Here is a 23,879-nt window from a genome sequence, read left to right as displayed (position 1 = left end):
GTTATGAAAAGATTGAAATATATATTGTTTATCCTGTTGATCGCTTGCTTTTCCTGTGATGATTTCTTGGATGTCAAGCCGACGGGAGAGATTGTGAATAACAAACTGTTTGAAACCGCCGAAGGTTTCGAGGAAGCTATTTACGGTGTTTATTCTTTTCTGGCGAGAGAGCCGTTGTACGGGAAGAATATGACTTACGGGTTGGTGGATGTCGTGGGGCAGTATTTTTCAGGCAGATGGGATAAACACTGGTCAAACGAGTTACGATTGTATAATTATAAACACATGGAGGTGCGTCCCGAAATTGATACGATATGGATATCAATGTACAGGGGGATTTCTTACGTGAATAACATGCTGGAGAATTTGGCGGAACGTGATCCTTCCGAATTTGCCTTGTATAACGTGTATAAGGCTGAAGGCTTGGGATTGAGAGCTTTCATGCATTTCGAATTGTTGCGCTTGTTCTCGGAGAGTATTATCCAGAACCCGAACGCGACGGGTATTCCGTACCGGGAGAAATATTCTTATCAGGTTACCCCGTTTGACCCGATCAGTGAATCGTACAATAAGATTATCCGGGACTTTAAGGAGGCGGAGAGATTATTAGCGGAACATGGCGAATATTTTGACCGGACGGATGAGAATGCCGGAGGATTCGTGAAAGACCGGGTGATTCACATGAATCTGTATGCGGTGCAAGCACTCTTGGCACGAGTGTATTGGGAGAAAGGAGATCTGGAAACGGCTAAAAATTATGCCATGAAGGTAATAGAAGCTCCCTATTTCTCTATGGAGGCGAAGACTGATGTCGAGGATATTATGAATGGAGTGATTTCCGATAAGGAAACAATTTGGGGATTGTATTCAGAAGAATTTCCGAATTTTACCCGTGATGTTCTTTACTCTAGCGGAGGAAATCTTTCTTATGATCCCAAACCGGATTATCGTGATATTTATGAAATAGATCAGGACGGGTTCGATTATCGCTTGGATAAATGGTTTCAGACCTTGTCCGATCATGGTGCCGAGGGATTGCGGTGTATGAAAGTGGTCGATCGTTTCAAGGTGCGTCTGAATACGCGTCCCGTGACGAAATTGAGCGGTATTAATATGATTCGTTTGCCGGAATTGTACTATATCGTGGCTGAATACTATTTATTGCAGTCCGACATGGAAACAGCTGCCACCTATTTGGATAAGGTCGTGCGTGCCCGTGGTTTAAATGGTTTTAACAAGGGGGATGGGATGGTCGTTGTGACTCGTATGAATATCAATAATGACAGGCGGAAAGAATTGGTTTGTGAGGGACAGTGGTTCCAGATATTGAAACATTATAATATGTCTATATATGAGGCGATTACTGACCAGACTTTCCAACCTTCAAAGGATATTTACGTGTTCCCCGTGCCTGATAGTGAATATGAATACAGAGATTAATTTGAATGTTATGAAAAAGATATATATTATTGCCATATTGTTATTCGGGGCATTATTTTCGTGCACGGATGATGACTATCAATTATATAACACGTCGTTGACAAATAAGATTTATTTCGATAGGGATTCCTTCTTTTTCCAGTATGGACCAAGAGAAGATAAAGATGTCGATCTCGAAGTCCCGATTAGTTTGATTGGGTTGGCGAATTTTGACCAAGACGTGGAGTTCAAAGTAAGTGCTGATATCCGTAATTCGACTGCTAAACTGGGTGTCCATTATGATATGGACGAGATTCAAGTTTTCATGAAAGATTCGGTGACGGCTGCTATTAAATTGGATTTCAAGAGAGACAATCTAGTGAAAGACATCCAGTACAAGCTCTACTTGAATTTGGAAGCGAATGACGATTATATACCGACGAACAGGACGAGATGTGTCGTGTTTTTTGGGGATATCAGTTTAGAGCAGCCGGAATGGTGGCGTCCTGATCGTTTAGGAACATATAATCAGGATAAATTGATTCTGTTTATCAAATATTTCCATGCCACGAAAGAATCACTCCCCGTGCTTTATGATGATATCGTTTCCAAATGGGGCGAGTATCTGGATAACACGGCGCATGATCGATTCGAGTACCTGTTGACGACCTATGTTTATCTGGGTTTCTTTAAACAACATGTTTATACTCCCATGTACGAGTATTATATCCAATCCGGAGATGATCATTACAAGTTACCGGATCCGGCAACAACAGAGTATGAATGATTGAAAAATAGGATATTATGAACAAGATAAAATATATATGGAGCATGATTGTCATCTTGTGCGGCTTACAGGCATGTTATGATGATAATTCAAAATTGGCGGATCAACCGATTATCGAGGTGAAAATTAATCAAACGGCAAAAGATTCGATCAATATCTATTTCAATAATACATTGGAAATTAAAGGAGATATAGAGTGTGAAACCGACGCGTTAACTTACCAGTGGGATATGGGACTTTACTCGATGGATTCGCAAACGGGCGAGTCTATGACAGTTTTCAAGAATATCTCTAAAGAAAAAGACTTGAGTTATGTGGTACGTGATTTGGGACACTATCACCTGCGGCAAGTGGTAACTAGCGAGGATGGAAGCACGATCAAATATTACCATGTTTTTGTGAATTCCCAGTTTGAAGAGGGATATACCATTCTAGGACGTCGCCCGGACGGGAAAGGGAGTATTGCTTTCATGAAAACTCTTACACCTGAAGAAATAGAACAAGGAATGCAACCGACGTTTATGCAGAATGCTTATGCTTACGCGAACGAGGGGGAGGAATTGTTTATGGATCCCGTGGACGTGGATAAGGTGGGAAAGTTTTTGTATATTTTGCATGGGACGTCACAAAAAATGCTCCAGATAGATGCTAAAACATTCAAGAAAGTGTATGAATATGATTTTAAATATTACGCTTTGGATTTTCTGCCGGGGAGATTAATGGCTTATGACGGTAATTTTAGCAGAGAGTTTGAAGTTGTTTCCAAAAATGGGGGTGTTGCGATGGTACAGACGGATCAACAGGCGATATTCCCCTTTCCCGGTCTTCCGAAAGAAACCGTGTACACGGATGCTTATGATCGTCCGAGCTGGAAGAATAGCATGACGAGAGTATTTATCGGTAAAGACCGGGATGCCGTGTGTTGGAATGGTGCGAACGGGTACGATCCTTTTTTCTCTTATCAGGACTGTTTTGATTATTTTAAAGGCAGGTATGTAGTCAAATTGTTTCAGAATGAATCAACGGACGGTAATGATGTCTACGTGATCAATCGCACGGGAGGGCAAACTGTCATCACGGGTGTTAAAGCTATGATGTACAATTTTGCAGGAGGAGGAGGTCTTTGGGTACTTTTTGAACGTCCGATCCGGGAAGGTATAGTTACGGAAGATTCACAGATATTACCGAATGATTATTACTCTTGTGCTTTTGTTTCCAATGGGAATAAGGTATACAAATGGTTCTATACCCAACATGATTTGGAGGCGAATCCTTTTATCACCTTGCCTGATGGAGAAGAAGTGCGTTGTATGAATCATTACCAGTGTTCCCGAAGCGTTAGTGATGCAGAATATCAAGATTATTCGCGGCAGAAACAATTCTATATTGCCACTTACAATCCGGATCGGGAAGGCGAGTACAAGGGGTCGTTGTATATCTATGACGCGGATACGGGAGCCTTGGTAAATAAATACGAGGGGATCTCTGATGAGCCGGTGGCATTACTTTATAAGATTAAGTAAGAAAATATTAATAATGGAGATTATGAAACGATATATTATCAGTTGGATGCTATTGGGCATCATGTCGCTTTGGATATTTTCATCTTGTGAGGATTATAACTTCAAGGATATTCCCGACCCGGTTGTACCGGAAGACATGACTCCCGGGTTGAAATTGTTGAATAACGAGATTCTGATAGACGCTTTCGGGAATGCTCAAGGATTCGAGTTGCGTGCTATCGGGGGAAAGTGGAGTGTGGAGCCGGAGAAAGAAACATCTTGGCTGTTGGATTACGAGCCTAAATCAGGCGATGAGGGAAATGCCGTTGTTGGCGTAACGTTGAGAGTGAACGAGGGGATGGAGGAGCGTTTTTGTAAACTGATTGTTCGTCAAGAAAATACCGGGAAAGTTGACACCGTGTACGTGAAACAGTTTACCTACGAGTCGAAATATAACCGGAGAACCGATAGCTTGGCAATGCTTGCCGTGTATAAAGCGCTGAAGGGTGAGGACTGGATGAAGCCTTGGAATACGAAAAAACCGATGACCGAATGGACGGGCGTGATATTGGAAGAAATAGAAGGAGAACAACGGATTGTCGGCTTATCGTTGAATGATTTTAAATTGAGTGGAGATCTGGCTAACGAGATTGGAAATTTACGAGAATTGAGGTCTTTGAAAGTCGGGGGAATGGGAAAAGTGTACAAGTGCCCGAACAGTTTGATTAATTTGCGGAAATTGGAAACGCTGGACGTGAATTTTTCCGATGGAACGGAATGGTTCCTGCCGAATGATATGTCTTCCATGCTTTCATTAAAGGTGTTTAAACCTGCTGCATTGAAAGTACCGATAGAATCGTTTGCCGGGTTCTATACTTTGCCGGCATTGGAAGAATTAAATCTTTCCACGATGTATTTGATCGGGGATTTACCGACGGGGATTTCCAAGATGAAAAGTTTGAAGTCGTTGAGCCTTGCCGGAACGAATATTTATAGCTTGCCGGATGATATCGGAGAATTGGCAGAGAATCTTACCGCGTTGGATTTGAGAGGGTGTCAATCTTTGGCTTCTTTAGGAACAAGTTTTAGTAAGTTGGTGAATTTGACAAGTTTGACTTTATCCGGTTGTAAAGTATTGAAAGAGCTGCCCGAAGGTTTTGGTAATTTGAGTAAATTGACAACATTGGATTTATCCAATTGCGAGTGGTTGGAGCGCCTGTCAAGTGATTTCGGGAATCTGCAGATAAGTAGCTTGACTTTAAGAGGTTGTAAATTATTGAAAGAGATTCCGGAAAGTTTTGGCAATCTGACTAAATTGACGTCGTTGAATTTCTATGAATGTACTTCTTTGGAGGCTTTGCCGGAGAGTATCGGTAGTTTAACCGGGGTGACATCAATTGATTTGAGCCATTGTGAGGCATTAACTTCTTTGCCGGACGGAATCGGACAAATGACAGGTTTGAAAAAGCTGACTATGCCTTATACGGGGTTGACGCAATTGCCTGCCGTGATATCTACTTTATCCGGTTTAGAGGAGTTGAATCTAACGGGAGCGTCCGGAAAGTCCGGTATCCAAGGTGTAGCTGCTGATGTTTTCTTCGGGTTGACGAAGTTGAAGAAACTGGAAGCAAGTTATAATTCATTCTCGGGTAATCTTTCTTGGTTAAGGAACTTGCCGGAATTACAGACTTTGAGATTGGAGAATAATCAACTGTCCGGAGAGATTAATTTGAGCGAGTTCAGTCCGGCTTTGACGGATGTTTATCTTGCAAACAATCAGTTGGAAGGAACTTTGAATGGTATTTCTACTATGACGAAGTTACGGAATTTGTATATAAACAATAACTTGCTGTCCGGAACATTACCCGCCGAGTTGGGAGATTGTACCGCATTGAGTTATTTGATGTTAAATGACAATAATATCACCGGAACGATTCCTGTTGAATTGGCGAAGATGAACTTGGGATACGGCGGATTGAAATTGATAAATAACAGGATGACGGGAGAAATTCCCGCCGGGGTTTTATCATCTGCCGTGTGGAAAAAGTTATACCCGGAAACTAACATTTACAAGCAACAAGATGGTTACGGCTTCACGAATGTGCCGTAAATTGTTTTAGTATATGTATATTTAGGAGGATAGTCAAAAGTCTGTAAGGTCAGAGTTTGCTACTGGCCTTATGGACACTCCTTTTTGAATAAATCAAATCAATTTGTTATGGGGAGATTAGTGTATTTCGGATTCTTGTTCGTTTTGTTGGGGTGTAAACAGGAATCCGTACAGATATCGGGTGAGATCGAGAAACAATGGAGAAGTGATAGTGTTGAAATCACGATGCCCGATGCCCGACGGGGAGAATATTTGATCGCGGCTCCCATTCGGGAGGACGGAACGTTCTCGTTAGCGGGGAATATTCCGTTGAAAAAGGTCGTGTTGATAAACTTCCCGAAGGATTATCTTCGGATACCGTTGTACACGGAAGAGATACGTTACGTGCTGGTCGAATCGAACGAGCGGTATTACGCGCTTTCGGAAGGGGCATCCTTGCAGAACGAATACGTGGAATTGCAAAAGAAACTGGATGAGTTGAATCGGGATTACGAGAATTCATGCCAAGGATACGATACGATTACCGATATTCACCGGAAAGCAATGATCTCGGAAATGCTGGATAAAAAGTTCAAGTACAAAAATAATGTATTGCTGGAAGGAGTACGGAGATTCGCGGGAACAGAGATTGCCCAAAATCTGGTACATGACATTCTTTTTTATTGTGAGGTGGATTTCGAGTTTTTTACCCGGGCGGTAGAGGCATTGGGGAATGGCGGACCGGAAAGTGATATGCGGGAACGTATTTTTGAGTTGTACGAGAAAATGAAAGCGAAGCAGTTGACAGGGAAAGCACCTGAATTTGAATTGCCCGATGCGGAAGGGCAGAAAATACAATTGGCGGCTTTCCGGGGAAAATACGTGTTGTTGGACTTCTGGGCTTCGTGGTGTGCGCCATGTAGAAAAAAGAACAAAGAATTGAATAAGCAATACCCGGAATTACGGGAAGGCGGGCTAGAGGTAATTTCAGTGTCGCTGGATAGCAAGAAAGAGCTTTGGTTGCAGGCTTTGAAAGAAGATGGGGTATCGTGGGTACAGCTGATAGATAGTGACGGTTTCGAGAATAGTCGGGTGCGTGACGCTTATAAGGTAGAGCAGGTTCCGACGGTTTACCTGATAGATCCGGAGGGGAATATCGTGTTGAAGAATCCCGATTTGGAACAAATCCGAAAAATCATAAAAGAGAAAAAATCATGAGAAAGATATGTGGCTTGTTTGCCGTACTGTTTGTGTTGTGGCTGAACGGGACGGCTCAAGAGAAAGCGATTATTTTGAAAAACACGAATGTTGTCGATGTCGTGGAGGGAAATATCCGCGAGGGTGTTGATATCGTGGTGAAAGGCGGGTATATTCAAGCTGTCGGGAAGAACGCGGGAAGTGGGATTGACGGGGAAGTGAAGGATATGACAGGAAAGTACGTGATGCCGGGATTGATAGATGCTCACGTGCATATTGCCAATGATCCCAAGGAAACACAGGCAGACCGGGCAAAACATCTGGAATATTTCTTGCGTCACGGTATAACTTCTATCCGGGATGCTGCCGGGGATGCCCGTGTGTTAAAAGATTTAAAGGAAGGCGTGGAGCAAGGGAAATATATAGGACCGGACATTTATTATGCAGCCTTCATGGCGGGTCCCGCCTATTTCGAGGGTAACGATCGGGAGAAAAGTATGGTGGAAGGATGGGCAGAGCCCTTCGCCCCGTGGATGCAATGCCTCCGTCCCGGTGACGATTTGGATAAAGCCATGCGGGAAGCAAAAGAGTGGGGGTGCACGGGGGTGAAGATTTACGGTGGATTCGACCGGGAGGCTTTGTTGCCGATCGTGCGGAAAGCCAAGGAACATGGGTTGCAAGTATGGGGACACGCCACGTTGTTTCCCGCTAAACCGTGGGATGTGGCAGATGCCGGGGTGCAGGTGATCTCTCACGCGTATATGTTGGAATGGGAAGGCGTTTCGGAAGGGTTGAGCGGTAAAATATTCGAGAATTACGAGAAATATTACGATAAGATCGACCACGAGAATATGTCCGTGGAGCGTTTCTTGCAGACGGTGAAAGCGAAAGGGTTGATTTTTGACCCGACTCTTTTCCTGTGCATGGAGAACAAAATGGATTGGTCGGTACGTTTTGTAAAGAGAGCACGTCAAATCGGCGTGAAAATTTGTGCCGGAACAGACTATATCAACGATTTGAACCGCCCCTTTCCTTTTCTGTTCGACGAACTTGATCTCTACGTGGAGAAATGTGATTTCTATCCCATGGAAGCAATTTTCTCTGTCACGAGAGTCGCCGCGGAAGTGCTGGGCATCGCCGATAAAGCGGGAGCGGTGGAAACCGGAATGCAAGCGGATTTACTCGTGCTGAACGGCAACCCGTATGATAATATCAAGGAGTTGCGGAATATTCAGATGGTGATGAAGCGGGGAAAAATTCTCGGAGAGTGAAAGTTACAAAACATGAAATGATGAGGAAAGCTATTTTGTCGCTTTGTTCTTTATATCTTGCCTCCTGTGCCTGTTATCACGAGGGTATACGTCGGGAAGGGGGAGAGGAGGCATTAAATCCCATGTTTTGCGTCTATGATTTGTGCCTCACCTCGATGAAAATACTCCGGGAAGCCCTGTCATTGACGGAGGAGTGGGCGAAGGCATAGGCGAGCGTGTTCCCGGGGGTAAATTTCTTGTGCAGCGGGAATGCCGTTTCTCCGGGCGTTCCCCGTTTGCCTAGGGGGTAAACACGGGATTTTTGTGTTGCCGTGTCGAAGAGAACGAGGGTGATGTCATCCGCGTCTTTTGCCACGGGCGAAAGGGCTTGCCGTTGCCATTTCACGTGAACTTCCCGGTTCTCGTGATGTATGGTTACTTCCACCGCGGGAGGTGTCAGGTTCCCTTTGGAGAAAGTGAGGCGTTCCCGGTGTACCGTGGCGGCGAGCGTTTCCTCGTCGATTTCCACGCTTTTCTGGTTCATCCCGATGAAGAGGGTGCGGGCTTCGGAATATGATTTTCCCGGGAAGCCGGCCTGAACTGCCGGGCAAAAATAGCGTGCCAGAGCGGATAAGATGCTGAAGCGAGCCTGTTGCACTCGTTGCGCGGTGCTTTGCTTCTTGCTTTTGAAGCTGATTTTAGCTTTTACCACGTTCCGGTTCCTGAAGCGGCACATGGTGACGTTCCCTACCGAACCCGAGGCGTTATCGAAAAGATGTGAATCAAATATTGCCATAAGATTATGTTTTAAGTTTGAAAAAAAGGTGTGATTGTCATCCGGCAGTCCGCCCTGCAAGCGGACTGCCGGATGATTGAGTCTTTGTCGTGTTTCGTCGGGAACGGGTTATTCCAGTTTCACGTTGAAATACACGTTGTTCGTGAAGGCGTCTCTTGCCTCGTTCGTGAAGAAGGCGTAGACGTGGGCTTTTCCGGCGCCCGCTTTGGCGAGCGGAATGGTTGCAGTTCCGTCGAGGCGGGTGATGCCCGTGTTCTCGATAATTTCCACGCGAAAGGGTTCGTCGTCATAGATCACGGCGAGCATGAACGTATCCTTGTTTCTCTGGCGGCTGACCCACGGGGAGGCTTCCCACGTGATGGAAAGCACGCCTGCTGGGGCTTCCTGTTGCTGCATCCGGAAAGGAACCTGAAGGGCTCCCGGTATCAGCGTCAGCAGTCTGAAATCTCCCACGGTGTAATCCGTGTTGTACGCTTTGATGTTTTCCTTGAGGAATAGGTTGTACCCCGAGATCACCTCCCGGCGGGTAGCTTCCATGCGCCACGCGTGATAAAGAAACGTTTCCTTTATCGTTTGATAATGAGTGACGGCTGCCGCGAGTCGTGCGTTTTGGACTTTCCGCGAGGGAGAGTCCGCGTTTCCGTCGTACGAGGGCAATGCTCTCCCGTACGTTTTTTTGCCTTTTTGGAATATCACCATCCCTTGGTAACGCCCGTGGGCGCCGAGAAGTGCTCCTGATTTAATTTCTACCATGGTTGTTAAATTTTAAATGTAACCTAATACCCTACCGTTCTGTCCCGCTTGCTTTTTCGCAAGTAAATCAAAGGTACTGCCGGCGGGAGCCTTTGTCAAGCCAAATAAGATTAATGTTTGTTAAAACGTGGGCGAAGAGTGGGCGAGGAGTAGGTGAATAGTGGGCGATGCCGCCTATTTGTCAGCCAACTGTCGCCTTTTAATCGCTTAACAGTATAGGAAAACCCCGGTTTGTCGGGGACATAAGGGGAGTAAATACCTGAAAATATTCGATATTTAAAGTATTTAGAGGTGTGTTGTACTTTTTATGAATTTATTTATACCTTTGTCACACGAGCGATGGAGATTTCGCTCGATAGAGTTTAGAACTTTTAAATGTACTACCACCATAGATACTCTCCCGGTGGAACGATCGAGTATCTTTGGAGAGACGTGGTACGTATTAGATATACGTACCCGTCTTAATTGAACTGTTCCGATCGTTCCACCGGGGGGAGCAGTGAGATTAAGCGGGTGCGTTTTTTTTATGCTCAAAATATTTAGTAATGATAGTTTTTGATCTGATTGTCTGTGATGTACGAGTGGTGTTGTACAAGCAAGACAGCGACCGCCAAATGCAACCAATTCAATTCAAGACGGCGGCGGGGGGAAGGTGGACACTTCCCCCCTTTCTTTAAGGGGCTAATGTTGATAAGTTAATTCGTGAAGCTCTCTCGTCGAGTGTATAGTATAAAAATAATCTTGATTGCATTACCCGTTTCCAAAAACGAATCAAATATGTAAATCATTTTTTGATTACAATTTTTCAATTTCTTCTCTCGTGAGTCCCGTGAGTTTTGCAATATCCTCGACCGACATACCCATTTTCATGGCTTGTCCTGCCATTTTGATCCGTTCTCTCATTTCTCCTTCTGCTAATCCTTCTGCTAATCCTTCTGCTAATCCTTCCGTGCGTCCTTCCGCTAATCCTTCCGCTAATCCTTCCGCTAATCCTTTCGCCCGTCCCTCGGTAAATCCCTCTGTGAGTCCTTCCAGTTTAGCTGTATTCAATACATCGTTTTGGATCATAATGGCATCGATATGACGATCGTAAGCCTCCCGTTCGGCTGCATCCATGTTGTAGTAGACTAGTTTTCGGCGGGCTTCTTCCAATCCCGGGGCTTTCGTGTCCGGGCGGATGTATCCGCTCTTGAGGTAATCGATCCACTCTTCCAGCGGGGTTACTGCAACTTTGTCAAATTCATTTACCCGAATTAAAAAATACTCGGGGAAGATTTCTGCCGGAAGTCTTCGTACCAGGGCATTTTTCTCTTTTGACGTTACTTGTAAGAAATCCCCCGTGTGTACCCCGGTGAAGATGTTTTGCCCGTGATACAGGTAGTCATCTCCTTTCCCGATGTCGAAATAAAGTATGCTGACCGAGTATACCTTTTTTACTTCCGAGTAGATGTGTCCAAGTTCTATGTGTTCGGTGATGGCTTTTGCCACACCGTACAGGATTCGTTCCAAGTAATACAGTTCCCGTGTGATTTGTACTTCGATGATGATAATATCGTCGTCCCGATCCCGAGCCTTGATGTCTACACGGTTGAACTTGTCGTCTTCGTTCTGCTGGTTTCCCTCGCTCTCCAAAATATCGAGAATGTGTATCTCCTTGTTGAGTAACACGGTCAGAAAACCTTCCAGCACCCCGAAATTTGCCTTGTTGCGCAGCAATCGCTTGATTGCCCAGTCGAAACGGATATACCTGTCTTTGTTGCCCATGGCGTTAATGCATTTGATGTTTTACAAAGTTAAGGTTTTCTTTTTGAAAAATATAAATACCGTCGGAGAACTTTTGGGATAAACCGATTTGCGGGTGGTGGTCGGCACGAAAATCAGGAAAGAGGTGAAGATTGCACTTCTATTGTGAATCTTCAAAGAACATGAGTAAACGGACAGAAATTACAATGCTTGTGTCGAAATTCTCATTGCAATTGATGAATAATTTTCCAAGGGATAGCTTGTTTTAGATGAAAAATAGCTTAAAAAAACATTGAATACTTGAATAAATCTAATGTTGGACTATACTTTGTGTTATTGTTAGTCTATATATTTGTTTTATACACGAATGATGCCTTAATTTGCATATAAGAAGTTATCGGATTTTATTCCCGTTGGTAATTTCGGAATGTATTATTTACGATAAAATATCAATAATATAACAGTATGACAAGCATAAATTTTGTGTTGCGTCCTTCTGCTCGTGAAGGTCGCCACCCGGGAAGTCTGGCTGTTCGTCTAATTCATGAACGTCGAGTAAAAACTGTCACGTTAAGAGGATTTCGCCTTTACCCGGAAGAATGGGATAGAGAAACTCAACAAATCGTTTATCCTGAAAGCGATTCGCGTCGGGTAAAGTACTTGGGAGCGTTGGAAAGTAAAATTCATGATGGGGTAGAAATGTTGAACCATCATTTGCTTGTTCTTGAAAAGCAGGGGCGATATTCGGTGGATGACCTTTTGTGTCGGTGTCGTCAGCACATTGATGATGGTAAAATATTGAGATTTACTCAAATTTTGGCTGATAGATTGGAAAAAAGAGGACAATACCGGACAGCCAGAGCTTACCGGACTGTTACCAGAGGGTTAGTCAGATTTAATAAAGGGAAGGATATCCCATTGAGACAAATAAATGCCTGCCTGATCAGGGATTTTGAGAAACACTTGAAAGATACGGGTAGATTACCTAATACCGTGTCTTATTATATGCGTAACCTTCGGGCAATCTATAATAAGGCTGTCGCTGATAAACTTATCCCTAAAGCTAAAGAATGTCCTTTTATAAGCGTGTACAAAGGAATAACCAAAACGATGAAACGGGCTCTTGCATTGGATGAAATTCAGAAGCTATATAATCTTGATTTTGAGAATCTGCTTGCGAATAAAAAAACGGGAAGCAAGGAGTATCGAATCGCGGAAAATCTTTATCGCGCCCAACGCTATTTTGAATTTTGTTTTTATGCCCGAGGCATGAGTTTCGTGGATATGGTTTATCTCCGGAAAGAGAATATCCGGGGTGGTTTTATACGTTATGTGCGAAAGAAAACCGGTCAGCAGATGGAAATAAAGATAACGGCTAAGATGCAGGAGATTCTGGATAGCTTCTCTACAGAAGTACAAGGTTCTCATTACGTTTTCCCTATAATCAAGGAGAGCAGTGGGCGCCCTCCATATTTGCAATACGAGACCGCCCTTCGCTTACAGAATAGCCGACTTAAAAGATTGAGTGTTATGGTAGGAATAAAAAAGCAGATAAGTACGCATTGGACGCGCCATTCTTGGGCTACTATTGCCAAGAAAGAGAATGTACCCATAAGGGTTATTAGTGAATGTCTGGGGCATACTTCCGAACATACAACTCTTATTTATTTGGATTCGCTGGATAATTCCGTGTTGGATGCTACCGGTGAATTGATAGCACATATTGTCAGTTCTCATGTACCCGAACAAATTGAAAGAACGTTAATCCCAAAATCTCTTTTGCAAACGAACTATAGACTTAGTTATTAGCGAATAATTTGTGACGAAGTATAATGTCATAGTATTCGAGTTTCTTGATTGTATTTTCTTTGCCTCTGTTTCCGGGAAAGCAGTGGTCGAATTTGTCGTGTCCATCAAATAGAAAGTTTACGGTACATGAAGTTCTGCTTGAGTGGATGGGAGGTACATGAGAATAATAAAATGAAAATAGCAGTTTTGTAATTTTTTTTGTTAACTTTGTATCAGTATATAATATGGATACGAGCTTATAAAAACTCTGACACTTACCAAGTGCCGGAGGGGTGTTTTTCTCTTGCCACTTGATCGTAGCAAAAGTAGTGTGTTTTTTTTACATAACACTTACCAATGTTTGACTTTCTTTTGTCAATTTCCTCTTTTGGATGTAATATTTTCTTTACGGATTTGGGTTGGGGTTTTTCCTAGTTGTCTTTTACAAAATCGAGTAAATTGTGGCTCTGAGCTAAAACTGTTTTCATTCGCTATTTGCTTGATTAACTTTGAAGTGAAGATTAATTCTTTAAGGATACTGCTTGCGCGGGATTCTTTCATCCATTGTTGGGGTGTTTGCCCGAACATGGAAATAAATCGTTTGTAAAATTGTTTGTGTGTCAAGTTCATTGATTTGGCCATCTCGTTGACAGAATGGAATTTGTTCCAGTTGAGTCGTATGTATTCTGAAAATGCAGTATCTTGACTTAGTATCGAGTAAAAAAAATTATACAAGTCTTCTTTTGAATAGTAAATATACAATATCAATAATAACTCTTTTGTTTTTATATCAAAGTAACAGTCGCATTTTATTCCGTCTGTAATACACGCGTTTAATTCTTCCGATAAATGCCATAGTTGTGGCTTTGCATCCAACACTCCAATCAAACTTCTCGTGTAAGAGTGATAATCATCTTTGTTTTCCCGATTAATAAGGAGTTCTTCTATTCTAAAATTCTCGCGTAATTTGAGCGGCGTGTCCGGTCGGAAAATAATCATTCTGGTATCGGTAAGAGCAAGATATGAATAAGTTCTTCCGGCCGGCAGGAAAAGAATTTCTCCTTTCATGGTTTTGCGACTTAGAAAATCATTGAAAATAAGGCGAAGATGTCCTTGCATTAAAAATACAATTTTATTATCCGTGGTGAATAACTTTCGTTTTTCTCCTTTGTTAATTTGTATAATCTGTACTTGTTTCTCTTGCTCTTGATTATAGCAATCAAAAAGTTTATTAAAATTAGAGATGTGCATAATGTGTTGGTAATTAGATTGTTTTACAAATGTTTTACTTCCGGACAACGGGTTTGTTCTATATCTTGAATAATTCAACTATCTGTTAATGACAGAATTTGCTTGCTACTCCAAGTGAGGAATATTCTCCTTTCTGCCATTCATGTTTTACAAATATTGTACAACTGCCATTTTGTAGCAAACAGATTGAGTGACAAAAGATTGAATGTAAACCTACTCTAACTTTATTTTTTAGTACTCCGACACTTGGTAAGTGCCGGAGGGGTGTTTTCTTGTATCAAGTATAAAAACACTTGTGTGATTAAGGGAGAGAATTATGGAGTATTGTAAAATGTGGAATTCAAAGTAAATGTTTATAAGCAAATATAAATTTATTGTACAGCGGGTAGGGGAAGTTGCATTCTACATGAAAATGTATTTTTATCTTTTGATAGTAGTAGGAGGGGTGCTATGTGCCTGTAAAGACGATTTGGTTTCTTCTGATCGGGATGATGCCTATGTGTACATACAGTTGAATGGCATGATGTCTCAAGCACGTTCTTACGAGGGTGAAAAAAACGGAGAAAACTTGGATAATAAGGTTTTTACACTTCGTGTACTGGTGTTTGATAAGAATGGAAATGTACTCGATGCCTTTGACGAGCCTACTTCGGGTAATGCCAAGTACACTATTTTTAATACATCTGTTGATGTCGTGCGTCACCCTGTAAAGGTAAGTGTCGACCCCTACACGATGGTGTTCATCGCGAATGAACCGGAAGGGACTACGTTTTTCGATAATATTAAAAAACTGGCTGATTTACACGAGATAGCTTTTCCAGCGAGTGCTTTCGATGACAATAAAATGATACCCATGATGCAGGTGATTAAAGATGTAACGGTACAGGCTGGGGGTAAGGTGAAATTGGGTAGCGGGACATTGACGGATATTAATGACTACACGAGAAGTGCCTTGCCAGATGAAGGGCTTTACGCGCCCGATGCCGAAACCTCGCTTTTGATATTGCGCCTTGACCGCTTGGCGGTGAGAATGAACGTCACGTTAAAGTCAAGGTTTAGCACTATGGCTGAAGACTTTCAAGGTATCACGTTGACGGAGATTCCGGATAAGGTACCTTTGTTTAAAAACGATTATACCGGAACAATCAACCTGAATGGGACGAGAGAATACCCGGCAAGCCGTTTCTCTGACGGAACGATCGATGCAACCATATTGTGGTCAAAGAAACTGGACAGGATCGTGCTGCCTGCTAATTTGCAACCCGCGAAAACAAATGCGGACAAAGCTACAGAGCTTATCGTCAATATGCCGGATGATAAATACAGTCCCTCGTGCAAATTGAAAATACTTGATTCCGATTACAATTTGCCTTATAATACTTGGCTTGATTTCGAAGGTACACTTAACAAATCCCTTGAGGTGAATATTGAGGCAAAGGATTGGACGGATGTAAGTAATAATTGGCAGATAGGTGGTGTCCGTATACTTAATGTGTCGCAAACGAAGGCAGATATTACCGATTATAACGGGGTGCGGATTACGTTTTATTCGAGTATGCCGGTTGCGAGAGTGAAAAACACAGTAACTGTTCTATCCGGAGGTCCCACGAAAAGCGTGACTTACGGATTTGTTAGTGATGGTTCCAGTGAGATGTACACGAATTATATTTTTAATGATTTGTCTGCCAATTCTTCTACATCGAATACGAATATATACTGGCCGTATAACCCGGAACCCACCCGTTTCTATTATGATGCAACCACAGGTTTCGGGTATATGGATATATTGGTGAATGGATATACGGCTAGAGGCTTAACAACGCCCGACCCCGCAGTTGGATACGATAATGCCAACACCAAAGAGGCGGGCACTTATAGATTAACGCTTTTGGCAGAGGAAGCCGATGGTTCCAATCAGATGCAACGTACGATTGATGTTACGGTGACTCAAAACGGGTATCGTTTCAATTTTAGTCCGAATATAAGTAGCCCGACCGGATACGTGGGAGCCTTCTTCCGGAGTGATGAGACCGGAGAGAGAATTATCAGCGGGCAAAATATGGTATTCAAGTACGCGAGTTATAACACGCCTGCCGAATGGGAGGCTACCGTCGATTATGAAGGAGGCGGGGATTGGGTTGTGTTGAGTAGTACTCCGAGTTTCGATCCCGGTTTGGGGACAGATAGCCCGGGTGAGGCAGAAAACTACAAAGTAAATCCTAATCTCTACAAAGGGGAAAATGGGAAGAAGGTGAAAGGTACGGGACGGATTTACTTCAGGATAGGATGTAAGTCGGCAAACCCGAATAAAGGAACTAAACCCAGATACGCGAGGATAACACTTTATCATAGGAATCCGGCAGTTGCTGGACATGAGTTTATGACAACTTATTTGTACGTGCGTCAGGGAGAGGAACCGGATTATCTGATGCGTGCGACAGACGTGATGCAGATTTACCCCGCGGGGACAACATCCGGGGCGGGGACATTAAAAGCGCGAAGTAACACTCGCAAGTTTTCACCTTACAACGTGACAAGTTCGGCATTTAAACAAAATCCTGCCAATAAGGTCGCGTACGACATTGTCGGTCTTAACGCCGGGGCGCACGTGGATTACCCCACGCAAGGCGGGGCGTTTTTTCAGCTTGGAGTTCGGCTTGACAGAACTACGCTCCATAGAAGGGCTTTTTTTCCTGCATTTGCAAGCGGAAGCGTAGAAACCGAGAGCGGAGGATACATTGAAACAGACGGTTCGGGGGGGGAATGGCGAGATGGATTGGACTGGTATGGTTATAATGCAAGATGGGGTAGTAACGATAACAATTACTTGTATTGGGATTATATAAACCCCGGTATCACTCGAGAAATATTAAAAGACTATTTAGAGTCATGCCCCCCGGGATACAGGCGTCCTAATGACGGGAAAACGGGTTACGATGAAAGTAATAATGCGGCAGTAAAATTAGCACTAAACAACAATCCCGAGCAAACCATGTTGTCAGAGTGGAGGACTTCTTTATTTGTAAATCCCCAGTCCGGAAGCGCAAGTGACCGTGCCAACGATAACGCGGAGCCCGCGGATCGTGCGCCGGGGAAATTTAAGGAAGCGAAGCTAGACGAGATTACGTTTGGGTTTTATGCCGATGGTTTTTTCGACAGGCGTCCGATAAAGCAGTATAGTAATATGAGTAATGTGGGTGGGATATTTAAATCTGTAAAATATTATGCTGTTTCGGGGGATAATGCCAATATTGCTTTTCGGGGGACTTTGTTTCATAATCCCAATCCGGGCAGTTACGCGTCGTTATTTTTTCCGGCAGCAGGACGTCGTTCCGCGGAATCAGGCGGTGGTCCGACTAACGGGCGTTTGGAATTTCGCTCCTCGTCAGGTTATTATGCTTCTGCCTCCACTGCCAATGGTTGGTCTATAACAAGTTCCAATAGAAATGTTTATTGGAATATGTGGGGTATGGAGTTTAGTTACATGTCTTCTTGTCCTATGACAGAGAATATAATAGACGCCGTGAGCTTACGTTGCGTGTTAAAATAACAATGATGAACTATATACTAAAATACATATCAACTTTTTGCTGTAGACCACTCGTGGCGGTCGTGTGGATGTTGTTTGTATTGGCGTCGTGTATTGGTGAGAAAACCTTCGCTCCCGATGAGCGGGACGACCGGGTTACACTTGAATTATTCACGCGGATGAACGAGTATGCCTTGCCGGAGACGCGAGCCGGTTCTGCCGATAGCGATGTTGATACGGAACCTTATATCATCGTGTTTAAAGATAACGGGAGTAGTAGTTATATTTTTGAAGAAGTGGCAAAATCATACCGTGTACCGGGAAAAAACAAAACCTATGTTGCATTAAAAAAGCAGACCGCGCTATGCAAGCTGTTGTTATTTACCAATACGCAAGATAACTTTTATGCAAAGAGCGGAACTGCTTTTACTTCGTATGTTTTTAACGAGGAAAACTTGAAAACCGTCTTAGAGGGTAAAACTTTAGAGCAGTCTTGTGACATCCTTTATACCGAACCGTTAACGAATCCGCAGACGGATGTGCCTTTTACCAATCCGCGAAAGAAGTTGCCCTTGAGTCTTGTTTACCAACCTTCCACGACGGGGATTAACGATAACACGACCATCGGTACCGATACGGACAAGCTGCAACTTGGTCGTGCCGTGGCTCAAATCGTGGTAAGAAATACTGCCGCCAATTTTACCTTACTTGCAGTTTCCGCGGTCGTCAACGCTCCCAAACGCGGGGTATTGCACAACCTGTCGGCTACTGCCCCGCCTGCGATGGTTAGTGGGGACGGGGTGGTTGATTATAAAAAAACAACGGGGGACATTTCGGGAGCCACGAGTAATACTACCGGTAGTAATCCCGTGTACCTGTACGAGTCGGGAACAGCCAATAATACAAGTCTTGTAATAAAAGGTACATACCAAGGTAAGACCTATTATTATAAGATGGACTTGCTGGATAACAATAAAAGCAAGATAAATATTTTACGCGATTATAGGTATACTTTTAATATAACCGAAGTAAATGATGTAGGACATGGTTCAGTGGAAGAAGCTATCCATGCTGAGGCTTTCAATCATATTATTAAAATCACCCTCACGATAGACGATACCGATGCTTATGAAACCACGAGGTTCGATAATTACTACCTGTCTGTAAGTAACTCGCATTATATATTATATCATGCGACAACTGCCGCGAGTTCAAATTTGGTCGCGTTAAAGTTGATTGTCAAGAACAGTGGTGGAGAGATCGTAACCGGAAGCCTGTCGGCAACCGGGGGGATCACGGTGGTTCCAAGCAGCTTGTCGGTTGAGCCCGGTGGCGTGCAAGCAACGAATGTGACGATAACCATTCCGGAAAACCTTACGTTGGGAACGGTCACTATCAGATATGGAAATATTTATAAAGAAGTAACGGTGGAGAAGAGAACAACTGCATGGAGTGATGGAAGTACAAAAGCTGCTAAACCATCAGGAGATTTCAACTATTACTGCGTATCGGGTACCGCTACTGGCGCTGTTGACTTACTGCCGTCCAATGGAACGGCGAGAGGCGATACTCGAAATATTACGGTTGACGATGGAATTATTCTGGTAAAACGAACCGGAACCGGTGTCGCAACTTTTTATCTTTCAACGGCCTTGAACCCGGGTTCAGGCAGCGCGGGTGAAGATGTTTCCCGACGTATAAAAGTGGAATTAAAGTAAAAACACCTAATTGTCGAATATATAAATGGAAAAGAAGTTTATTCTCATATTATTGATATTTGGAGGTTGTACCGTGAAGACGTGGGCACAACAGGTTGGCGTGAAGAGTAACCTGCTTTATGATGCTACGACCACGATGAATTTGGGATTGGAAATCGGATTGGCACGTAAGTGGACTCTCGACATCCCTTTCAATTACAACCCGTGGAAACCGGCTAATGGCAGACGATTGGCGCACTTTGGCGTACAACCGGAAGTGCGTTATTGGTTCTGCGAGCGCTTTACCCGGATGTTTGTCGGGGTACACGTGCATTATGCCGATTTCAACGCGGGTGGGTGGCCTAACTGGTCATTTATCAGCAAGAATATGCAGAACCACCGTTACGAGGGAGAACTGTACGGCGTGGGGTTCAGTTTCGGGCGATCGTGGATATTAAAAAAACGCTGGAGTATAGAAGCTACCGTCGGTGTAGGATACGCTTATATAAAATATGACAAATATCCTTGCGCGGAATGCGGCTCAAAACTGAAAGACGGTCACAAGAATTACTTTGGTCCCACCAAAGCAGGAATTTCATTGGTGTATCTTATAAAATAAAGTGATGAATAGGATATTAAAATACATAACAGTAATACTGGTAATATTTCAAGTGGGTATGTCCCATTCCGCGGCACAAAATCGTTCTTACACGGGAAATGTCATCGTGAAAACCGCACGCATGGAACGAGTGGAAAACTTACTTCATGTAGATATAGATTTCATTTTCGACAGACTGAAAGTTAAATCGGCATATGGAATAGATTTGATCCCGCGGCTGGTTACCCCGGAACAGACATACGATCTCCCGAAGATATCTTTTAAAGGTCGGGACGAATACTTGGCATATGAACGAAAATTGGTGTTTGCCGGTTATAAACAGCTGGAAACCAAGAATGAATCCCACGTGATTGAAAAGGTTAGTAAAAAGAAAAACGGGATATTTAGTTACCATTACACCCTGCCTTACGAATCATGGATGGCATACGCCGCCCTTGATATGCAATATGACGAATGCGGGTGCGGTGACACGGAATTGATGAGAGTGGAGCGTCTTCTTGCTCCGACTCCGCCTGTTGAAGAATATATTGTTACCCCTTACCTCGTGTACATCCAACCGCCAAGGGAAGAGGTCAAACGCCGGGAGATTCACGCCGAATGTTTCCTTGATTTCGAGGTCAATCAAACCGTGATTCGCCCTTACTACATGAATAATCCCAAAGAGTTGTCCAAGATTCACGATATGATCAACAGCTTGAAAGATGATCCCAATATCACGGTGAATCGTTTGGATATCACGGGATACGCTTCGCCGGAGGGAACGCTGGCGGGTAACCAACGCTTGTCGGAAGGACGTTCCGGGGCTTTGGCAAACTATCTTGCCATGCAATATGATTTCCCGCGTAACATATACCGTATCTTTTTCGGGGGAGAGAATTGGACAGGTTTGGTTAAGGCCGTGGAAGCAAGTCACATGGAATACAGGAACCGGATACTTGACATTATCGAGTACACGCCATCCCCGGCAGAAAGGAAAGACAAGCTGAAACGATTGGCAGGAGGCGTTCCCTACCGTCATATGTTGCGCACGATCTATCCGAGCCTGCGTGTTGCTATCTGTAAAGTTGACTATAACGTGAAGAACTTCGATGTTGAAGAAGCAAAGGTCGTTATGTTGACCAGTCCGCAAAATCTGAGTTTGAACGAGATGTTCTTGGTGGCAAATACCTACCCGTACGGGTCACAAGAGTTTGTCAACGTGTTTGAAACAGCCGTCAGACTCTTCCCGAAAGACGAGATTGCCAACTTGAATGCCGCTATCTCCGCGCTTACGCGTAATGATATTGCCTTGGCAGAGCGCTACTTGAATAGAATAACCCCGGAGAATTATCCGGCAGAATATAACAATGCCATGGGGGTACTCGCCCTGTTGGAAGGAAATTACGAGAGAGCGGAAACCTATCTGCAAACAGCTGCCGCCAGCGGGTTGGAAGTTGCCAAGCAGAATTTAGAAGAATTGGCAAAAAAGAGAGAAAATGAATTATTATTAAACAAAGAAAAGGATATAAACAAGTAAAGACGAATCGATTATTTTAAATCTAATTTTTAAATCTAATCTCAAAAAGATGAAAATACGAATTTTTTTTATGTTAGCACTCGCGGTATTAGCGTTTGCGGCATGTAGTGATGATGGCATGATTGATGACCGTGATGATGGGCAATCTATCGGCAAAAACGGAGAAGCATGGGTATCTGTCCGTATACAGACTACGGAAGGAGCAAGAGGATCGAATACTCCTAATCAGGAAAATGGTACTGTTAATGAAACTCAGGTGAAGGATGCCAGAGCGATATTCTTCAAAGATGGTACTACTCTCCTTGATCCTAAAGTGGTAGTGAAAGATGTAAAATTGGAGGGTTCTAATTTGGGACTGCCGGGACAATCTACAGGTCTGGGAGGTGCGGCTTTTAGAGTTCCCAAGGAGGCAAAGTATGTATTAATTGTGATAAATCCTTCAAGTAAATTTGCAAGCCCTTTCGCGGAAGGTAAAACTTATACCGATGTGAATAAAGCTATAGAGTCCGCCACTATAACTGACGTGATAGGTGCCGCTAAAGATAATTTCATGATGACTAATGCAAAGGGAAGTTTGGAGCCATCCAATAATGATGGTTCACTCACGTCTTTGACATTGCATACCACGGCTGCCAGTGCGGAAAGTAGCCCCCAAGCTATCTATGTGGATCGTGTTGCCGCTAAAGTACGTTTGTACACGGCTAACGGCATTGATGATAACACGAATGCCAAGATAGGTGCAATTCGTTGGGTATTGAATGTTACAAATAAGAAATTTTTTCCCCTATCCGAACGTACGCCTACATGGAACGAAGGTGCAGCAGCGAATACCGATGATGGCTATATTCCTACCTCAAGCGGTACATGGAATGTTGGAGCGTCGAGTCCTGCCGGAAACTATCCGTTAAACACATTCAGAGCCCCGTTTGATACGTACAAGAAAGGTTCTTACAGGATAGATCCTAATTATAGAACTGACAATGATTTAACACCTGTTGTTTATAACGCGAATTACGACGCTTACACGAGTTCGACTGCCCCGGAGGCATTGACCTGGTTGGAAGACAAAGGTATCGCCTACTGTCTTGAAAACACGCAGATCCAAAAGTATAATAAACGTGCTTATACCACCCAGGTATTATTGAGAGCACAGTATGCACCTAAAGGTTTGAAAAACAAGGATGGTTCCGATGTAACTCTTGATCCCGGTGATTCTTGGATCAGAATCGGGGCCAATGGGTATTATACCTTGGCATCTTTGGTTACTTACATTGAGGCAGAATTGACACTAAAGTTCCCGCCATTGAATCAGAGTGTGGATCCTACCACGATTCCCACTCCTTTGACAAATGCGTTTAATGACTTTCTGAAAACCAACCCGGGGGTAGACAAGAGTGTTACTATTCCTGCAAATTGGGATGCGTTTAGAACAGCGTATGGGCAAGGCGGTAGTCTTGACCAAACTAAAATTGAAGCCGGAATAGCTGACCTTAAAAGTAAATTTGCTGCCGTGACAGGTCTAAAAGGGGGGACTCTTGGTTCGGTATCTTATTTCGAGGAAGGTTGGAACTATTACAGAATCATGATCAAGCACGATGATGTGGATGCCTTAAAGGCAGACGGTACTCAAGGAGCGTTGAATGAGCTGGGAGAGTTTGGCGTGGTGCGCAACTCCGTTTACGATATTACCGTCAACAAGATCATGAATGTTGGGTACCCGGCGATTCCGGATCCGGATGAAGAAGATAATGAAGATAATGATATGCTTATTTCGGTTCAGATTAACATCAATCCATGGACTTGGTATAAGCAAAGTGAAGATTTGTAATGGGTATTCTTTCATTTAACAAATAACCTGTAAGTCAGGATGAATGTCAAAAGCCACAATGGTTTTTGAGCCATTAGGCTTTTGACGGAGTCCTTTTCAAAATTTTCGGGATATA

17 protein-coding genes are annotated in these 23,879 nt (G+C 43.5%); 13 read left to right on the top strand and 4 right to left on the bottom strand.

The genetic code is table 11. The features are described 5' to 3' along the window. The first annotated feature begins 3 nt into the window (after positions 1-3). The 6 genes from CS948_RS05280 (at position 4) to CS948_RS05255 (ending at position 8,265) form a co-directional block, all read left to right on the top strand. Complete coding sequence (locus tag CS948_RS05280; protein WP_176554932.1) at positions 4-1,440, top strand: RagB/SusD family nutrient uptake outer membrane protein; 1,437 nt, start codon at positions 4-6, stop codon at positions 1,438-1,440. Positions 1,441-1,450: 10 nt separating this feature from the next. After that, positions 1,451-2,206 (top strand): DUF4843 domain-containing protein, encoded by a 756-nt coding sequence (locus tag CS948_RS05275; protein ID WP_176554931.1) that lies wholly within the window; start codon positions 1,451-1,453, stop codon positions 2,204-2,206. Positions 2,207-2,223: 17 nt separating this feature from the next. Continuing rightward, on the top strand, positions 2,224-3,729 hold the full coding sequence (locus CS948_RS05270; protein ID WP_099290668.1) for a hypothetical protein: 1,506 nt from the start codon (positions 2,224-2,226) through the stop codon (positions 3,727-3,729). A gap of 22 nt (positions 3,730-3,751) precedes the next feature. Next, positions 3,752-5,818, top strand: coding sequence for a hypothetical protein (locus CS948_RS05265; protein ID WP_176554930.1), 2,067 nt, complete (start codon positions 3,752-3,754; stop codon positions 5,816-5,818). 108 nt (positions 5,819-5,926) lie between these two features. Further along, positions 5,927-7,015: a peroxiredoxin gene (locus CS948_RS05260; RefSeq protein WP_099290666.1), complete on the top strand. Its 1,089-nt coding sequence runs from the start codon at positions 5,927-5,929 to the stop codon at positions 7,013-7,015. Beyond that, positions 7,012-8,265 (top strand): amidohydrolase family protein, encoded by a 1,254-nt coding sequence (locus tag CS948_RS05255; protein WP_099290665.1) that lies wholly within the window; start codon positions 7,012-7,014, stop codon positions 8,263-8,265. Before CS948_RS05260 ends, CS948_RS05255 begins: the two co-directional genes overlap by 4 nt. A 133-nt stretch (positions 8,266-8,398) precedes the next feature. Here the strand turns inward: CS948_RS05255 and CS948_RS05250 are convergent, their stop codons facing one another. Next, positions 8,399-9,040 (bottom strand): DUF6266 family protein, encoded by a 642-nt coding sequence (locus CS948_RS05250; protein WP_099290664.1) that lies wholly within the window; start codon positions 9,038-9,040, stop codon positions 8,399-8,401. A 108-nt stretch (positions 9,041-9,148) separates the two neighbouring features. Then, positions 9,149-9,793, bottom strand: coding sequence for a hypothetical protein (locus tag CS948_RS05245; protein WP_099290663.1), 645 nt, complete (start codon positions 9,791-9,793; stop codon positions 9,149-9,151). 545 nt (positions 9,794-10,338) lie between these two features. Here CS948_RS05245 and CS948_RS21855 point away from each other — a divergent pair. After that, positions 10,339-10,470 carry a hypothetical protein gene (locus CS948_RS21855; RefSeq protein WP_255301864.1) on the top strand — a complete coding sequence of 44 codons (132 nt, stop codon included), beginning with the start codon at positions 10,339-10,341 and terminating at the stop codon, positions 10,468-10,470. A 118-nt stretch (positions 10,471-10,588) separates the two neighbouring features. On the opposite strand, the gene CS948_RS05240 is transcribed toward CS948_RS21855, so the two are convergent. Further along, positions 10,589-11,557 (bottom strand): Rpn family recombination-promoting nuclease/putative transposase, encoded by a 969-nt coding sequence (locus tag CS948_RS05240; protein WP_099290662.1) that lies wholly within the window; start codon positions 11,555-11,557, stop codon positions 10,589-10,591. A 444-nt stretch (positions 11,558-12,001) separates the two neighbouring features. Here CS948_RS05240 and CS948_RS05235 point away from each other — a divergent pair, with 444 nt between their 5' ends. Continuing rightward, positions 12,002-13,345, top strand: coding sequence for a site-specific integrase (locus CS948_RS05235; protein ID WP_099290661.1), 1,344 nt, complete (start codon positions 12,002-12,004; stop codon positions 13,343-13,345). Between the two features lie 354 nt (positions 13,346-13,699). On the opposite strand, the gene CS948_RS05230 is transcribed toward CS948_RS05235, so the two are convergent. Next, a complete protein-coding gene (locus CS948_RS05230; protein WP_099290660.1) occupies positions 13,700-14,575 on the bottom strand; it encodes a helix-turn-helix transcriptional regulator in 876 nt (291 codons plus the stop codon). 427 nt (positions 14,576-15,002) lie between these two features. Here CS948_RS05230 and CS948_RS05225 point away from each other — a divergent pair, with 427 nt between their 5' ends. The 5 genes from CS948_RS05225 to CS948_RS05205 are packed head-to-tail and all read left to right on the top strand — an operon-like array spanning position 15,003 to position 23,764. Further along, a complete protein-coding gene (locus tag CS948_RS05225; protein ID WP_176554929.1) occupies positions 15,003-18,125 on the top strand; it encodes a fimbrial protein in 3,123 nt (1,040 codons plus the stop codon). A 5-nt stretch (positions 18,126-18,130) separates the two neighbouring features. After that, a complete protein-coding gene (locus CS948_RS05220; RefSeq protein WP_141560885.1) occupies positions 18,131-19,822 on the top strand; it encodes a hypothetical protein in 1,692 nt (563 codons plus the stop codon). 25 nt (positions 19,823-19,847) lie between these two features. After that, entirely contained in the window at positions 19,848-20,420 is a 573-nt protein-coding gene (locus tag CS948_RS05215; RefSeq protein WP_099290657.1) for a DUF3575 domain-containing protein, read from the top strand. Positions 20,421-20,424: 4 nt separating this feature from the next. Continuing rightward, complete coding sequence (locus CS948_RS05210) at positions 20,425-21,936, top strand: DUF3868 domain-containing protein (RefSeq protein ID WP_099290656.1); 1,512 nt, start codon at positions 20,425-20,427, stop codon at positions 21,934-21,936. A gap of 49 nt (positions 21,937-21,985) precedes the next feature. Next, a complete protein-coding gene (locus tag CS948_RS05205) occupies positions 21,986-23,764 on the top strand; it encodes an Mfa1 family fimbria major subunit (protein WP_099290655.1) in 1,779 nt (592 codons plus the stop codon). Positions 23,765-23,879 lie beyond the last annotated feature (115 nt).

It is taken from the genome of Butyricimonas sp. Marseille-P3923 (genome assembly GCF_900184685.1).
GTDB lineage: Bacteria > Bacteroidota > Bacteroidia > Bacteroidales > Marinifilaceae > Butyricimonas > Butyricimonas muris.
This window is presented reverse-complemented; position numbering and strand designations above follow the sequence as displayed.

Excerpts from the sequence above, each read along its gene's own strand:
- CS948_RS05280 (WP_176554932.1), top strand. The coding sequence starts at position 4 with ATGAAAAGATTGAAATATATATTGTTTATCCTGTTGATCGCTTGCTTT.
- CS948_RS05275 (WP_176554931.1), top strand. The coding sequence starts at position 1,451 with ATGAAAAAGATATATATTATTGCCATATTGTTATTCGGGGCATTATTT.
- CS948_RS05270 (WP_099290668.1), top strand. The coding sequence starts at position 2,224 with ATGAACAAGATAAAATATATATGGAGCATGATTGTCATCTTGTGCGGC.
- CS948_RS05265 (WP_176554930.1), top strand. The coding sequence starts at position 3,752 with ATGAAACGATATATTATCAGTTGGATGCTATTGGGCATCATGTCGCTT.
- CS948_RS05260 (WP_099290666.1), top strand. The coding sequence starts at position 5,927 with ATGGGGAGATTAGTGTATTTCGGATTCTTGTTCGTTTTGTTGGGGTGT.
- CS948_RS05255 (WP_099290665.1), top strand. The coding sequence starts at position 7,012 with ATGAGAAAGATATGTGGCTTGTTTGCCGTACTGTTTGTGTTGTGGCTG.
- CS948_RS05250 (WP_099290664.1), bottom strand. The coding sequence starts at position 9,040 with ATGGCAATATTTGATTCACATCTTTTCGATAACGCCTCGGGTTCGGTA.
- CS948_RS05245 (WP_099290663.1), bottom strand. The coding sequence starts at position 9,793 with ATGGTAGAAATTAAATCAGGAGCACTTCTCGGCGCCCACGGGCGTTAC.
- CS948_RS21855 (WP_255301864.1), top strand. The coding sequence starts at position 10,339 with ATGATAGTTTTTGATCTGATTGTCTGTGATGTACGAGTGGTGTTGTAC.
- CS948_RS05240 (WP_099290662.1), bottom strand. The coding sequence starts at position 11,557 with ATGGGCAACAAAGACAGGTATATCCGTTTCGACTGGGCAATCAAGCGA.
- CS948_RS05235 (WP_099290661.1), top strand. The coding sequence starts at position 12,002 with ATGACAAGCATAAATTTTGTGTTGCGTCCTTCTGCTCGTGAAGGTCGC.
- CS948_RS05230 (WP_099290660.1), bottom strand. The coding sequence starts at position 14,575 with ATGCACATCTCTAATTTTAATAAACTTTTTGATTGCTATAATCAAGAG.
- CS948_RS05220 (WP_141560885.1), top strand. The coding sequence starts at position 18,131 with ATGAACTATATACTAAAATACATATCAACTTTTTGCTGTAGACCACTC.
- CS948_RS05215 (WP_099290657.1), top strand. The coding sequence starts at position 19,848 with ATGGAAAAGAAGTTTATTCTCATATTATTGATATTTGGAGGTTGTACC.
- CS948_RS05210 (WP_099290656.1), top strand. The coding sequence starts at position 20,425 with ATGAATAGGATATTAAAATACATAACAGTAATACTGGTAATATTTCAA.
- CS948_RS05205 (WP_099290655.1), top strand. The coding sequence starts at position 21,986 with ATGAAAATACGAATTTTTTTTATGTTAGCACTCGCGGTATTAGCGTTT.